At 29.6% G+C, this 15797-nt stretch carries 12 protein-coding genes; 2 read left to right on the top strand and 10 right to left on the bottom strand.

Annotation, left to right across the window (positions count from 1 at the left end):
* Positions 1-59: 59 nt before the first annotated feature.
* Positions 60-548 (bottom strand): hypothetical protein, encoded by a 489-nt coding sequence (locus BMZ74_RS06840; protein ID WP_089861361.1) that lies wholly within the window; start codon positions 546-548, stop codon positions 60-62.
* Between the two features lie 182 nt (positions 549-730).
* On the opposite strand from BMZ74_RS06840, the gene BMZ74_RS06835 reads away from it, so the two are divergent.
* Both BMZ74_RS06835 and rpoD read left to right on the top strand, forming a co-directional pair.
* Positions 731-2014, top strand: a complete 1284-nt coding sequence (locus BMZ74_RS06835; protein WP_089861359.1) for a YihY/virulence factor BrkB family protein — start codon at positions 731-733, stop codon at positions 2012-2014.
* 83 nt (positions 2015-2097) lie between these two features.
* A complete protein-coding gene (rpoD, locus tag BMZ74_RS06830) occupies positions 2098-3024 on the top strand; it encodes an RNA polymerase sigma factor RpoD (RefSeq protein ID WP_089861356.1) in 927 nt (308 codons plus the stop codon).
* Positions 3025-3073: 49 nt separating this feature from the next.
* On the opposite strand, the gene BMZ74_RS06825 is transcribed toward rpoD, so the two are convergent.
* From BMZ74_RS06825 to BMZ74_RS06785, 9 genes are all read right to left on the bottom strand, one after another.
* Positions 3074-3700, bottom strand: coding sequence for a TetR/AcrR family transcriptional regulator (locus BMZ74_RS06825; protein ID WP_089861355.1), 627 nt, complete (start codon positions 3698-3700; stop codon positions 3074-3076).
* A gap of 122 nt (positions 3701-3822) precedes the next feature.
* Complete coding sequence (locus BMZ74_RS06820) at positions 3823-5223, bottom strand: MATE family efflux transporter (protein ID WP_089861353.1); 1401 nt, start codon at positions 5221-5223, stop codon at positions 3823-3825.
* A gap of 247 nt (positions 5224-5470) precedes the next feature.
* Positions 5471-6820, bottom strand: a complete 1350-nt coding sequence (locus BMZ74_RS06815) for a C1 family peptidase (RefSeq protein ID WP_089861351.1) — start codon at positions 6818-6820, stop codon at positions 5471-5473.
* A 74-nt stretch (positions 6821-6894) separates the two neighbouring features.
* Positions 6895-8250: a citrate/2-methylcitrate synthase gene (locus BMZ74_RS06810; RefSeq protein ID WP_089861349.1), complete on the bottom strand. Its 1356-nt coding sequence runs from the start codon at positions 8248-8250 to the stop codon at positions 6895-6897.
* Between the two features lie 50 nt (positions 8251-8300).
* Entirely contained in the window at positions 8301-9584 is a 1284-nt protein-coding gene (locus tag BMZ74_RS06805) for a homoserine dehydrogenase (RefSeq protein ID WP_089861347.1), read from the bottom strand.
* A gap of 224 nt (positions 9585-9808) precedes the next feature.
* Complete coding sequence (locus BMZ74_RS06800) at positions 9809-10978, bottom strand: TraB/GumN family protein (RefSeq protein ID WP_089861346.1); 1170 nt, start codon at positions 10976-10978, stop codon at positions 9809-9811.
* A 98-nt stretch (positions 10979-11076) separates the two neighbouring features.
* A complete protein-coding gene (locus BMZ74_RS06795) occupies positions 11077-11931 on the bottom strand; it encodes a pirin family protein (protein ID WP_089861344.1) in 855 nt (284 codons plus the stop codon).
* 394 nt (positions 11932-12325) lie between these two features.
* A complete protein-coding gene (locus BMZ74_RS06790; RefSeq protein WP_089861342.1) occupies positions 12326-13408 on the bottom strand; it encodes a M42 family metallopeptidase in 1083 nt (360 codons plus the stop codon).
* Positions 13409-13515: 107 nt separating this feature from the next.
* Positions 13516-15792, bottom strand: coding sequence for a GGDEF domain-containing phosphodiesterase (locus BMZ74_RS06785; protein WP_245750842.1), 2277 nt, complete (start codon positions 15790-15792; stop codon positions 13516-13518).
* Positions 15793-15797 lie beyond the last annotated feature (5 nt).

The following is a 15797-nucleotide window of genomic DNA, read 5'->3' as shown; positions in this document are numbered from 1 at the left end:
GCTAATATCTAACCAGACATCTAATTGAGAATCTTTATAATTATTATACTTGCGCGAAATTATTTCTGATCAGAGCTAAAATAGAGTAAAATAATTCCTCCAATAATTAAAATAGCTGGGATCAGATAATTAAGATAGGCTAACTCTTGAAATAGGCTGCTATTCTCGAAGAATAAAAAAACTAAACCAAAAATAGCCAGAGCCAGACCAGGATAAAGTGGCCAATCCCATTTCTTGAATTTTTGTGTGTGCAGGAGTAATGATAAAAAGGCAACTCCTAACAAGATAAAAAAGATCCCTCCACCAAGTTGGTCAATCTTTTCAAATCTGTTTAAGTCATTGTTTAAAGCAATAGCAAGTAAAACTACTCCTGGTATTAAAAAGCCAATATTATGATAATGTCTGACAGAGCCTAAAATAAAGTAAACAGCAATAAAAGTAGCTGCTAATAAATATAAAAACAAATCATCATTTAGCAGATTAAGACTATTAAATAAAATAAATAATCCAGCAACAATTAAAATAATTCCTAGTTTTTTCTTAGGCATTTTTATCCTCCTTTACACTTAATTATAGCAGAAAAAAAGCCAGGAATAAATCAATAGAACAATTTCAGTGAAATTGAAGAAGGATAATTTTTTATTTTCTTGAATATAGAGTTAGGGAATATTTTTATTCTAACAGCTAAATACTTCATTAAGAAAATTTAAATTAGTTAAGGGTGACAGCAATGGAAAAGCTAGCCAACTATTTTCAGCAGCTGAAAAAGTATCCTCTACTTTATAAACTTCTTAAATTTATTGAGATTATTTATCGAGAGGCTAAGGCTAAAGAAATTTTTATTCAGGCAATGAGTATGGTCTACATTACTCTGCTTTCTTTAGTTCCTTTTCTTATTTTCTCTTTTTATATAATAACTCTTTTTAATTTTTTTGGTCGGATAGATAATATTATTAATGCTCTGGAATCTCTAATTTTAAATAATTTAGCAACTGGTGCTGGAGAAGCTCTAATTGCTTATTTGAGAATATTTATTTCTAATGTAAAACTTGAACAGTTGGGAATTATCAGTTTTGTTTCTCTGGTAATTACTATTGTTTTTCTTCTAGCTAGAATCGAAATTACTTTTAATAAGATTTGGGAAGTCAATAAAAATAGAGATTTGCTTAAAAGATTTATTTCTTTCTGGACTTTTATTACTTTAGGAACTTTTGTTATTACACTTTTTTTAACAATTATAATTTTATTTGCTGAACATTATTTTGGTAACTGGTTTAGTGGTGGACAGATTAAAGAGGAAAGTATTTTTATTAACTTTAGTTTTCTTTTTAACTTTATTGTCTTTATTCTGGCTTATTATTTTATACCAAATACAGATGTTGAATGGAAGTCTGCTTTACTGGGAGGATTTTTTAGTGGGACTCTTTTTATTTTAAGCAAAAGATTTTATGCTGTTTATACTTCTTATTTAGTTACTTACAATCAAATTTATGGTCCTTTATCAGTTATTCCAATTTTTTTAATCTGGCTGTACTTGATCTGGCTAATTATTTTATTGGGAGCTATCATAAGTTATGCTTTTCAAAACCGTCATAATTTAATTTATCTGGCCAACGCCAAAAAAGTTACTCCTGCTTTAGAAGAATTAATAGCCTTAGAAATATTATTTGAGTTAAATTCACAGCAAAAAAAAGATAATCTTTTAAGTTATTCAGAGTTAACTGATCAGATCAACCTGCCTTTTACAATTATAAATAAAAGTCTGGAATTTTTATTAAAGAATAACTTAATAGCTAAAACTGAAGGGGGTAATTATCTAGCTGTTAAAATGATTGATCAAATTAACTTTTGGGATCTATTTTCCAATAAATTTTATCAAGCTGAGCCAGCTGAACTTGATGAAAATTTGCATATTATATTTAATGATCAAAAATTAAAAACAACATATCAGAAATTAAAAGATCTCCGTCAACAGAACTTCAGTAAACTCAAATTAAGTGATTTAGCTGAATAATCGACTAAATGGCTTTAAATTTTACTTTTTTTATGTTACAATTAATGATTGTGTCAGGCATTATGTATTGAGGAGGAATTACAATGGTTAATAAAGAAAATAAGGCGAATAATTCTAACCAGACTGATAGTAATGAAGAAGAAGAGGAAGAATTAGACTTATCAATTCCCGCAGGTGCTGGTATTGATGACTCTGTTCGAGTTTATCTTAAGGAAATGGGTAAGGTTGATTTGCTTGATAAAGAAGAAGAAGTTGCTCTGGCCAAAAGAATTGAAAAAGGCGATCCAGAAGCAAGAAGAAAATTAACTGAAGCAAATTTACGCCTAGTTGTTAGTATAGCTAAAAAATATATCGGTCAAGGCATGTCTTTTCTGGACTTAATTCAAGAAGGTAACAAAGGCTTAATGAAAGCAGTTGGTAAATTTGATTATAGCAAGGGATATAAATTTAGTACTTACGCAACCTGGTGGATTAGACAGTCGATTACTAGAGCTTTAGCTGATCAGGCCAGGACAATCAGAATCCCTGTTCATATGGTAGAAACAATGAACAAGCTGCGTAGAATTGAAAAACGGCTTAAAAAAGATTTAGAAAGAGAACCAACTATAGAAGAAATTGGCCAGGAAATGAATCTTGAACCAGAAAAAGTTCTTGAAATCCAAAAACTAGCAATGAATCAGCAGCCCACCTCGCTTGATACACCGATTGGTGAAGAAAAAGATAGCCATCTTAAAGACTTTATTGAAGATCAGGATGCTCCTGCACCAGAAATTATTGCATCTTCTGAATTATTAAAAGATCAGTTAGAAACAGTTTTAAATACTTTAACTGAAAGAGAAAAAAGAATCATTAAATTACGTTATGGATTAGAAGATGGCAGACAGAGAACTCTTAAAGAAGTTGGCAGTCAGTTTGGAGTTACCAGAGAAAGAATTAGGCAAATCCAGGCAAAAGCACTGCGTAAATTACGCCATCCAACTAGAAGCAAAGAATTAAGAGGATATTTATAAAATAAAAAATTCTTAACTTATATTTAAATAAATTAAAAAACTGAGTCCTCTACTTGAGTGACTCAGCTTTTTTTTGTTTAATAATTTTTTCTTTTAAATAAGAATTAGTCAAATCATAGAGATACGTAATATTTTCCTGATCATTTTTATAATTTCTTTGTAAAATTGGGATATAAGTCTGCAGCATCGTAAATAATCTATTTAAATTAAGATCATCAATATCGAAATCAACTGCAAACTCTTTTTCAAGGTTAATAATAAATAATTTATGAATTTGATTAATTACTGTATCAGGAAATCTAATTCTATCTAATTTTTCTTTTTGTTCTTCTTCATTTAATTCTAAGTCATTCATTATATAACGAAATAATTCCCGGACTATTCCTTTCTTATCTTTCATTTCAAAATAAAAGATTTGTAAAAACCCTTTTAAATAATCTCCCTTAACATTTTTACAATTTTTTTTAAGCCGCTGATAAGTTTCCTGCCAGCTTTCTTCTAAAACTTCAATATACAATTTCCACTTATTGGGATAATAATTATAAAGAGTACCCACAGCTATCCCAACTTCTTCCGCAATTGTCCGCATTCCAACTTCTTTATAAGAATTTTTTCTAAATAGACTTAAGGATTTTTTTATAATTTTATCTTCTAAATTCTCAATTATCTTGGGCATATAAGATCTCTCCTCATCTCTTATTGATGGCTCAAAATAAAGCAATAACTATCTAAACTAATTATATATTAAATAATTGCATTAAGTAAAGATAAAAACCTGCTAATAGATTAAAATTAATTCTAATTGCAAGCTTTTTCTGCTTTATAGTCTAAATTTATTTTTTGAATTCTTTCTTCCCTCTCTAATTCTTTAATTTCTTTATAAACAAAGCTAAATAAAACTAAAGTTAAGATAAAAGTTAATAAATCAGCACTTGCCTGAGCCATAAATAATCCTTTCAAATCGAAAATACCTGGTAAAATGAAAATTGCTGGAATAAAAAATATCCCCTGTCTAGATAGAGAAAGAATTGTGGCAGGAACTCCATGTCCAAGCGCCTGAAATAAAGTATTAATTGTAATACTAAACCCAATTAAAGGTAAAACAAGGGCATAAATTTTTAAACCAAGCGCTGCAGTTTGAATAACATTTTCATCCTGAGAAAAAAACATAATTACTTCTCTATTTAAGAAGAAGAATATTATAAAAAGCGCAATTCCAAAAATAGTAGTTCGTTTTACAGTGATTTTAATCGAATCTTTTAATCTTTTAATTTGACGGGCTCCATAATTGAAACCAGCCACTGGTTGAAACCCCTGAGTAAAACCTGCTACTACAAAAAATCCCAGTGAATAAACTCTATTTATTATTCCTATTGAAGCTACGACTGTATCACCATAAGCCGCTGCAAAATTATTAAGTAGTGTCATGGCAATACTGCTCAAGAGCTGCCTGATTAAAGTTGGAACGCCAATTTTCATTATTTCACTATAAATTCCTAAATCAGGTCTAAATTTACTTAATCTAATATTGAGCACACTACGCCCAGTTTTGTAAAATCCAAATAGCATTACTGTAGAAATAGCCTGAGAAAATACAGTAGCAACTGCGGCTCCAGTAATCCCCATATTAAAAACAAAAATTAAAATTGGATCAAGAATTATATTAATTACTGCTCCAGTACTCATAGCAACCATACTCATTTTTGCACTACCTTCTGCCCTAATCATATTATTCATGTTCATATTACTCATTGTAAAAATTGAACCCATTACAATAATAGAGGTGTAGCTTATTGCATACGGCAAAATAGTATCAGTTGCGCCAAAAAGTCTGAGCAGTGGTTCTAAAAATACAATACCACTTATTGCCATGATAACACTAACTAAAAATGTTGTTACAATTGAAGTAGTAGCAACTTTGTTAGCCATCTTCTGATTATCTTCCCCTAAAAGTCGTGATATGTAAGAGGAAGAACCAATTCCAAAAGTTAATCCAATTGCTGCAATAATTGAAAACAAAGGAAAAGCAATAGTCACAGCTCCAATTGCTTCTGTTCCTATTCTACCGACGAAAACAGTATCAACTATATTATATACAGCTGAAACAATCATGCCAATTATTGCTGGAACAGACATTTCTGTCAATAATTTACCAATTGGCCAGGTAGCCAATTTTTCTGTTTTTTTATCTTTATACATATATATTCCTCCTAAAATAAAAATTCTAATCTGATTTTAATGAATGATGTTCATTAAAATATAAAAAAATAATTAATTATTTTTCTCTGTAATTTTGACCTTAATTTAAATTATAATGAATCATGTTCATAAAGTCAAGTTACTTTTTTACATTTATTATTATTTAAAAATTAAAACTGCTGTAAAAAAACAGCAGTTTTAATTAACTTCTTAAATTTAAAGATTTATAATTTATTAAATATTATTCTTAGTTTTGGGCCAGTGATCCCATAGGATCCCATGGTTTTAAGATTATAGCTTCTTTTTGATAGGCCGCTAAATCAGCTTCAGATAGATATTTCTTATTAATTACAACTTCGTAATTGAATTCTTCGAACCATTTATCACTCATTACAAAAAATCCTTCTTCTCCTACTTTATCTCCCCAACTATTTTGAACTTTCCAGCGATTAGCTGTTTCGCCATCAGTAATATTAACACCGGTAAATACCATAGCATGAGTTAAAATACTCTCAGCATACTGCAGTCTCTCTCCCTTAGTAAAAGAAATCTCTGTTTCCAGTAATTCTTGATATTTATATAGTTCAGAATCCATAATTCCAAGATTTCTGTCAGAATATTGACCTACATCACAGCCAAACCAAACTGGTTCACCATCTTTGAGCTGCATTTGAGTATATTTTTTTAATTTTTCAATAGGAAGATTTAAATAATGAATTTGCTGTCCTTCTTTAACATTACCGAGAAACTCAACTGTATAAGTTTTTTCAAAAGGTTTATCTTTAGTTGGAGCATTAATCAAACTTACATAATCAGTCATCTTTACTTTAGAATATTTTTGATAAAATTCTACCGGAGTAAGTCCACTATCGCGAGTAAAATTGCCTTCTTTATCCCGATACTCAAAATCAAATTTCTGAGGTGGCTCTCCCAGAAAATAAGCTAAAACAGCATAAATTTCAGCTAACATATCCTCTTTTTCTTCACGTAAGCTTTCTTTATCTGCTCCAAATTTAAAATCATTTCGCAATGTTTTAGCCTGATAGCGCAACTTCATATTTAAAATTTTATTTAAGCCGCTTGAATTACTACTATGATAACTTTCTGGCATAACATATTTAGGAACTATACCATACTTTTCAATTAAAGCAGTAAACATATCCCACTGACCACCATCATTAGTGGGTTCATTTAAAAGCCACATTACTTTTCTGCTGTCAATATCAAGTTCAACTGTTTCAATAATATTTTCCAGAAAAAAGTTAGCCTTTTCTAGTTTATCCCAGAACATAGTATATGATTGGGATAATTCAAAATCATGATCTTTTATATTTAGATCTTTAGAAATACTATAGCGAATATTATTTAAGGCAGCAAACATCCAGCAGCGTCCACTTTTTTTCTGATTGGTAACTTTACCAACATCAATTTCTTCGGAAAAATCATAGTGCATTTTTTTAACTGCTTCATTGTTTAAAGCTGTATTATCAATACCATTTTTAATAACTGCATTTGCAATGAGCTGACTACTATCTCTTTTTTTAAAGTCTTCTGCAAATTCGGCAAGATTACTTACTTCAATTACCTTTCTATTCATTCTTTTTCCTCCTAAATCTTTATTTTATAAACTAATTTAATTTTACCAAAAAATATTTAGTCCTGCAAAAATATTTAAATAATAGTACATTTCTCTTCGTTTTTAATTGATTTATAAGCTGGTCTGATTATTTTAGTATCACTAACTAATTGTTCTATCCGGTGAGCACACCAGCTAGCAACCCGAGCAGTAGCAAATAAAGGGGTAAAAAGTTCTTCTGGAATATTTAGTAATTGATAAACAAATCCAGAATAAAGATCAACATTTGCACAAATATTTACATCTGCTCCACGACGCTCTTTAAAAATTTCTTTAGTTAATTTTTCTATGTTATTATATAATTCAAATTCTTGCATTCTTCCTTTAGCTAAAGCTAGTTCTTTTGATTTAGACTTTAAAATAACTGCCCGGGGATCACTAATTGTATAAACAGCATGTCCCATACCATAGATTAATCCTTTTTGATCGAATACCTTTTTATCTAATATCTTTTCTAAATAAAGTTTTAATTCACTCTGATCAGAATAATCAGCTAAATTTTCTTTAATATTATCGACCATTGCTTTTACTCGTAAATTTGCTCCTCCATGCTTTGGACCTTTTAAGCTGCCTACAGCAGCTCCTACAGCTGAGTAAGTATCAGTACCACTTGAAGAAACAACATGAGTAGTAAAAGCTGAATTATTTCCTCCTCCATGTTCAGCATGTAGAATTAATAGTAAATCTAAAGTATCTCTTTCTAGATTAGTGTATTCATTATTTGATCTAATCATATGTAAAATATTAGCTGCTGTTCCAGCGCCTGGTTTTGGATTATGCAAGTATAAACTCTGGTCATCAAAATAATGTGCTTTTGCTTGATATCCATAAGAAATAATTGTTGGGAATCTAGCAATCAATTTTAAGCTCTGCAGTAAAATCCTATCTATTTCTAAACAATCAGGTTTTTCATCATATGAATATAAGACAAGAATTGCCCTTTGCAATTTATTCATAACATCCTTGCTAGGGCTTTTTAAAATAGTATTTTCAGTAAAATGAGTCGGTAATTTGCGAAATCCATCTAAAATAGAAATAAATTGCTTTAATTCTTTATCACCAGGTAATTCACCGAATAATAATAAATAAACTATTTTTTCAAAGCCAAATTCACCAGTATTTTTAACTAGAGTATCAATTTCTATATCACGATAAAATAGTTTACCTTCTATAGGAGTCTTTATACCATCACAATATGTATATCCGTGTACAGAGCCAATCTTAGTAAACCCAACTACCACTCCAGTACCATCAGAATTCCTTAAACCCTGTTTAATATCATACTGATGATAATACTCTTTATCTATTTTACCTACCTGAGCAACTTTTTTAGCTCTTTCTGCCAACCAACTTTGTTTTAAATCTCTAATTAACCATTCCCTATTTTCCATATTATCACTCCTCAATTCTACATTCATAATGGAAAACTAACTAAATAAAATTAAATATTATTTTCCACCCTAATTATGTTATTAATTTTTACCACATCTTTTAAACTTTCAATTGCTTTAAGTGACTTATTTAAATCTTTTTCTTTAACCTGATGGGTGATAAAAACAAGTGGAACAATTGGGTTATCTTTTTGTTTTTGTAGTACTGAAGCAAGACTAACATTATTGTCCCCAAATATCTTGGCTATATGAGCCATTACTCCTGGTTGATCATAAACTTCTAATCGCAAATAAAAGCTGTTTTCTATTTCATTAATATCAACCACTTGGCTATCCAAAAACTTATCAATTCTCTGAACTTCTCGTTGATTGAAATTAATATCTTTACTAACCTGCATAATATCGGAAACAACAGCACTACCGGTTGGCATTTGTCCTGCTCCCCTTGCAGTAGACATAACCTGCCCAACTGCATCGCCATGAAGATAAACACAGTTATATGTACCATTAATCATGGCTAATGGATGATCCTGAGGTACGAAAGCAGGATGTACCCTAATATCAAGTCCCTGATCAGAATTTTTAGCAATTGCTAAAAGTTTAATTATATATCCCATTTCTGCTGCTAATTTAATATCTTCACTAGCTATATTAGTAATTCCTTCAACATAAACAGAATTAACATCAACAAAGCGCTCAAATGCAAGCAGTGATAAAATAGTTATTTTATAAGCAGCATCTGCCCCCTCAATATCTGAGGCAGGATCTGCTTCAGCAAAACCAAATTTTTGAGCTTGAGCAAGGGAGTCAGCAAATTCTTTATTTTTTTTACTCATGTCAGTTAAAATGTAATTTGTGGTTCCATTTAAAATACCATATATTTTTTTGATTTTATTAGCTGCTAAAGAATTTTGTAGCGGTCTAATAATTGGTAAACCACCGGCTACACTACCTTCATAACAGACTTGCACATTATTTTCATCAGCTTTTTTAAAAATAACTTTACCATGTTTTGCAATTACTAGCTTATTAGCAGTTACGATATTTTTACCATTTTCTATTGCTTTAATGATATAATCATAAGCTGGATATTCACCACCAATTAATTCTACTACAATATCAATTTCTGGATTATCAATAATTTCTGCTGCATCATTAGTTAGTATGCCTTGAGCAAAGTTAAGTTCTCGTTTTTTATTTAAATTATTAACTAATATTTTTTCTATCTTTAATTTTGCTCCAACTTTGTTTTTAATGTTTTCCTCGTTTTTTTCTAAAATTTTAACTACTCCACTACCCACAGTACCTAATCCTAAAATTCCAATTTTAAGCAAATTTATGACCTCCTAAGTTAAATTAAACTCCTGGCTACTCTATTATTATGTATTATATCAAGGAGTTGCTAGCTTGTCGACTAGTTAATTTGTTTTTATTTAATCATTACTGCTAAGAATTTAATTACAAAGTTTACTTTAATCAATATCATATAGAAAAACTCTCCCCAGATAAATATGAGCAGAGCCTTCCCTCAAGACCAATTACAAATTGAATTTTAAATTTAGAAATTAAATAAGTTGAAAAAGGTTCTAAGTAAACTTGCTCCTCCAACAGCGGTTCCAATCATACTACCTAGATTAGCTAAAATAACTATCAAAAGAACATGGGTAACTTTATTTGTATAGATATCCTTAATGGTAATTCCTTCCGAAAGTTTTTGAAAGTCCTTAACCTGAGGCTTTTTAAAATAGGCTTCTGCTAGTCCAGCAAACCACCCAGCAGCTATGGCAGGGTTAAGAGAACTAAGTGGTGCAACAATAAAAGCTATTAAGATAGTTAAAATGTGACCTCTTCCTAATAAAACACCCAGAGCAGCTAAAGAACCATTCCAGATTATCCAGGTCTTTGTGACATCAATCCCAGTACTTAAATTATTAAAAAAACTATATAAAATAATAAATAAAATTACAATTGGAATTCCCCAAGTTATCAGTTTAGTCCACTTTGCTTTAGGAGGAAGTTTAGTTATTTCATTTAGATTTTGAGTTTTAAAAATTTCTTCTTTTACTCCTGGAACATGAGCTGCTCCAAGAACAGCAACTATTTTTTGCCCAGAAGCATTTTTTATTTTATAAGCCAGATATTGATCTCTTTCATCAAGCAAATATTTTTTTATTCCAGGAAAAGATTTACCCATTTCAGTTAACATAACATTCAGTGCATCTCCACTTTTTAATTGATCCATATCTTCCTCTGTTATTTCTTCATCAACAAAAAGCATTGAAATAATCTGGAAAATAAGTTTTAATTTCTCCCAGAGACCTAAACCGCGCCAGACTCTTTTAAATGTTATCTGAATATTTCTGTCTGCCAAAACCAATTCTGCTCCAATTTCCTGAGCAGAGGCAATTCCCTGTCTCATTTCCTGCCCTGCATTTATTCCCAGCTTTTCTGCCATTCTACTTTGAAATGAACTAATAATTAGGTTAACCAATAACAAAAGAGATTTTTTCTTTTTTATAACTTCAAAAATATTCATTTCTTCCCATTTATTTTGATCATTGATAGACTCAAATCTTTCTTGATCTAATTCAACACAAACACTATCAGGCTGTTCAGAATTAATTACTGTTTCAACTTGCTCTGCACTTTTTTTAGAAACATGAGCAGTAGGAATTAAAATTATTTCTTTGTCCTGATAATGCAATCGTTGAATATTGTCCTCGTCCATAAAAACAACTCCTTTTACAAAATCTATTACATTTATAAATTATATTATATCATTTATTATTTAATTATCAAAATTGTAAAGTTAAATTTAATCAGGAATTAATCTAACTCTGCTTCTGTTTTAATAAAAGAATTATTATCAAGTTCCCGAGAGGCAATTACCAGTTCTTCCCGACTGTTCATAACTATTGGACCTCCCCAGGCAACTGGTTCAGCTAATTTTTGCCCGGCGATTAAGAAAAAGCGTGCTTTTTCTTCAGCAGTTTTAACTTTTATTTCTGTGCCAGATTCATAAAGCACAATTGTAGGTTTTTCAACAAACTTTTCCGAATTCACTTCAAAATTTGCTTTACCTCTAATTAAAAAAGCAAAAACTTGTTGTTCAGCTGGCAGTTGATAATTAAATTCTGACTCAGCAGTTAATTCAACATCTAGAAAAGTAGGATTTGTTTTTTCTCGCTGGATAGGACCTTTCTGATTAGCAAATTCTCCTGCCAAGATATGGACTGTTTTTTTGCTATCTTGATAAGTAGTTATTTTATCTGCGCTTAAATCTCCATATTCTGGTTTAGACATTTTGTCATCTGCTGCTAAGTTAAGCCAGACTTGAACTCCCAGCATTAAGTTTGACTCTTGTGGTAATTCCTGATGAATAATTCCTGAGCCAGCCTTCATCCACTGACATTGTCCAGATTTAATGGCTCCTTTATTGCCTAAACTGTCACCATGATCTATTTCACCCTCTATTAAATAAGTAATAGTTTCTATGCCACGATGAGGATGCCAGGGAAATCCTTTTAAATAGTCAGCTGGATCTGTACTGTCGAAAAAATCAAGTAACAAAAAAGGATCAAATTCATTTAGATCATGATAACCAAACATTCTTCTTAACTTTACTCCTGCTCCATCCTGGCTTAAATTACCTTTTAAATATTTTTTTACCTTTCTTAACATTATTTATTTCCTCCTGATTATAATAAATTATTAATCATTATTAAAATATTTAATTTGTCTAATTATTAATTTAGCTTATATATAATTATTTCTTTAGTAGACAAGGTAATTCCTTTATTTATATAAAAAAACCTGGCAGCACTGCCAGGTTTGCTTTTGTTTTTATATAAATTATTTATGACCAAATGTGAACCAATAGACTTCCATACGCAGTAGCGGCACCAACAACTGCACCTGCTCCAGCAACTTTTTTCATTACTTTTCTCATAATTATCATCCCTCTCTTATTTGCTTATAAAATTATTAGATGTTTTATGTTATAATTTAATTATACAAAAGGAATGATTATTGTCAAGTAAAATATTATACAATATTTCTGGATACAGAAATTAATTTAAATATAATTAAACTGCTTTAATTGAGCAGACGAAAGATCTGTAAGAATAGATTTAGCCCATTTAATTGTGTTTTTATAATCAGGCAAAGAGGAAATACAGTAATGGGTATGAGCATAACGAACTGGAACTCCAAGCACAGCTGTGGGTACTGAATAGTTACTAAGTAAGATTCGGGCTCCGTCATTACCTCCTCCAATTCTAACTGCTTCTTGAAAAGGAATTTTATTTAGTCTGGCCGAATTTTTAGCAAATTTAACCAGAGCTGGGTTTGAAATAATTGAAATATCACGGTGCCTAATTTGTGGTCCTTTATTTAAAGCTGACTGAGAATCATAGTGGTCTCTAAAATTATCATCAGCTGGTGTCCCCTCAAATACTAAAGCAAGATCTGGCCTGATTTTGCGGGCAGTAACTTCTGCTCCTCTAGTCCCAACTTCTTCTTGAGCTGAAAGGCTCCCTACTAGATTGAAATCTAAATTTTGATTAGCAAAATAAAGCATTAATTCAATCACAATTGCAGTTCCTAGCCGATTATCAAAGGCTTTTCCAATCATAATCTGGTTAGAATCATCATATTCAAATTCTACATCTGGAATAATAGGAGCTCCAACTTCAATTCCATAATTATCAATTGTTTGCTGATAAGAAGTTGAGCCAAGATCAATAATCAATTTTTCAACTGGCAGCAGCTGTTCTCTTTCAGCTTGGCTTAAAAAATGAGGAGGAGTTGAAGCCACAATACCTTTTACATAATTACCATATCTATTTTTTATCCTAACTTTATGGGCTGGAATATTCTGAGGGGCCCAATTACCAATGGTTACAAATTTCAAACTGCCATTTTTATTGATTGATTTAACCATAAAGCCAACTTCGTCAGAATGACTATCCAGCATAACTGTAGGTTTATCTGAATTGTAATTTTTAGTATATAAATACAAATTTTGCATTGCGTCTTGTTCAAAATTTAAATTTGCAGCTGTTTCATTTTTAGCTACATCCAGAACTTCGTTTTCAAAACCAGAGATTCCATTTGCATTCGACAATTTTTTTATTAATTTAATTGATTTATCTGGCAAGTTGTTAGCTCCTTTAATAATCTAGATTTAATTAACATAATAAATTATTTAATTATATTATCATATTTAGCAAACTTTTTTTAGTCTTATTTTAAATTTAATTTAATTTAATAAAGGCCCGACCAGTCTTTTTTGAGCAGTGCCAGAGCTTCTTCTTTATTTACAGGTCTGCTGATATAATAGCCCTGAATGAGATCACAGTTATTACTTAGTAAATAATCTAGCTGAGCTTTAGTTTCTACCCCTTCTGCTACTACTTCTAAACCAAGTCTATGAATCATTTCAATAATAGAAGCAATAACCATATTATCTTGCTGACTTTTGGAAATTTTATTTAAAAAATAACGGTCAATCTTAATTAAATCAAGACTCAACTCATCTAAATGATAAAATGAAGAGTAGCCAGTTCCAAAATCATCTAAAGCAATTTTTATTTTATTTTTTCTTAACTTTTCTAATTTATTATTAAGTAAATTAAAATTATTTAATAAAACTGACTCAGTTATTTCTAATTTTATATTTTGGGGACTAGCTCCAGTAAGTACTAAATTATTATTGATCATTTCAATAAAATTATCCTGCATAAGATCTATTCCAGAAATATTTACTGAAACTCTGATCTCAGTAGAATTAGCCTTAGTAATTAAGTTTGAAAAATAAAAGGCTTTCTTTAAAATCAAATTAGTTAGGGGAAAGATAAGCTGATTTTTTTCAGCTATATTAATAAACTCTACTGGAGAAACTTCTCCATAAAATTTTGATTTCATTCTCGCTAGTGCTTCAAAAGCAATTATTTTTTTCTTTTTTAAAGAAAATATTGGCTGATATTTTAAGTGAATTGCATCTATATTTTCATTATCTATTGCCAGCCTAAGCTCTCTTTTTAATATACTTTCTCTAGTTATTTCTCCTGCAATATAGTCATCATAGAATAAAAAATCCACTTTTTTTTCTCGAGCTTTTTCTAAAGTAAGATTTGCCTTTTTTAAAACTTCTTCAACATTATCTTCACTTTTATCAATTTTAACTACAGCAATTTGTGGCTGTAGAATCTCTTCCACCTGGCATTTTTCAAAAACATTTTTACTAAATTCTTTAATTTTTTTACTTAAATGTAAAATTTCATTAAAATCATAGTTTTCAATATAAAAAATAAACTGCTTAGAACTAAAATGATAAACAGTTGCTTCTTTATTTAGTTTTACTAACTCCAGAGTTAACTTTTTAACTAAATCATCTGCATATTTATAACCAAAATTAAGAGTAATTGTTTTGAAGTTATTAAAATCAACCATTAAAATATTTTTTTCCTGCGAAGAATCTGATAATTTATCAGTAAGAAATTCCTCAAAAAATTTGCGATTTGGTAACTTAGTTTTTTGATTATAATATACTAATTGTAATAAATTTTTATTTTTATGATAAAATAGATAAAAAATATAAGCAAAAACCAAATATAAAAAAACTAGAAAAATAACACCATAAAATGTTATTTGTTTAATTAATGCATCATTTTCTGCTAAAGGATAACGCAAAGCAAGATAACCAGAATTTTGATGTTGGTGCTGATAGTTTTCATTAATAAAAGTATGATCAAAATCTTTAATTGGATTAATTACTTCATAAAATCTTTTTTGCCCAATTTCAATTATTCGTGAATACTGATTTTTTTGAGCAAGCTGATTGATAATTTCATTATTATCAATTTTATTACCTAAAATACTGGTGTCAGTACTGGCTATAATCTGATAGCTGGCATTTAAATAATAAATTTTATCTATTGACTCAATCTTTTTAATTTCAGCTAATAAATTATTAGGCGAAAAACTAACTAAAAATTTATGAATTTTTTCAGTTTTGATACCTATTTCAATTAAACTATCATCAGCAAGTTTTAAATATGCATATTTGTAATAATCATCATTAAATTTATTTTTAACAAATTCTCCTATCTTTTTTTTATTATTACTTTTTAAAAAATTAATAGATTGATTATTTTTTACTGTAAAATTTTCTGAATGATTAACAGTAGAGGAATTAATAATTTCCCCTTCTTTGTTGTAATGATAAATGAAATCAATCTGCAGTAAATTAGCTAGATTTTCTAGATCAGCGTCAGTATTTAATTCTTTAGCTCTAATTATAATATCACTGGCAATTTTTAAGCGTTCTGTAATAAGATTATCAATTATTGTTTCAGCATCTGCCGATTTATGAAAAGCATAAGCATAGCTATTCGTAATCTGGTTTGATCTTGCAATTTTACTTTGATAAAAATAATCTCTAGTATTAGTTATACCATAATAAGCTAAGGCAGTAAAAATTATAGTAATAATTAGTAAAGGTATAATAAATGCATCAAATTTAACAGAGTTATAGGACATTTTAT

It is taken from the genome of Halanaerobium salsuginis, assembly GCF_900114545.1.
GTDB classification, from domain to species: domain Bacteria; phylum Bacillota; class Halanaerobiia; order Halanaerobiales; family Halanaerobiaceae; genus Halanaerobium; species Halanaerobium salsuginis.
Note: the sequence above shows the minus strand (reverse complement) of the source record. Positions and strands in the feature narration are given on the sequence as shown.

Bases quoted from the DNA above. Each gene is read 5' to 3' on its own strand.
- BMZ74_RS06800 (WP_089861346.1), bottom strand. From the start codon at position 10,978: ATGGACGAGGACAATATTCAACGATTGCATTATCAGGACAAAGAAATA.
- BMZ74_RS06810 (WP_089861349.1), bottom strand. From the start codon at position 8,250: ATGGAAAATAGGGAATGGTTAATTAGAGATTTAAAACAAAGTTGGTTG.
- BMZ74_RS06835 (WP_089861359.1), top strand. From the start codon at position 731: ATGGAAAAGCTAGCCAACTATTTTCAGCAGCTGAAAAAGTATCCTCTA.
- rpoD (WP_089861356.1), top strand. From the start codon at position 2,098: ATGGTTAATAAAGAAAATAAGGCGAATAATTCTAACCAGACTGATAGT.
- BMZ74_RS06785 (WP_245750842.1), bottom strand. From the start codon at position 15,792: ATGTCCTATAACTCTGTTAAATTTGATGCATTTATTATACCTTTACTA.
- BMZ74_RS06820 (WP_089861353.1), bottom strand. From the start codon at position 5,223: ATGTATAAAGATAAAAAAACAGAAAAATTGGCTACCTGGCCAATTGGT.
- BMZ74_RS06840 (WP_089861361.1), bottom strand. From the start codon at position 548: ATGCCTAAGAAAAAACTAGGAATTATTTTAATTGTTGCTGGATTATTT.
- BMZ74_RS06815 (WP_089861351.1), bottom strand. From the start codon at position 6,820: ATGAATAGAAAGGTAATTGAAGTAAGTAATCTTGCCGAATTTGCAGAA.
- BMZ74_RS06795 (WP_089861344.1), bottom strand. From the start codon at position 11,931: ATGTTAAGAAAGGTAAAAAAATATTTAAAAGGTAATTTAAGCCAGGAT.
- BMZ74_RS06825 (WP_089861355.1), bottom strand. From the start codon at position 3,700: ATGCCCAAGATAATTGAGAATTTAGAAGATAAAATTATAAAAAAATCC.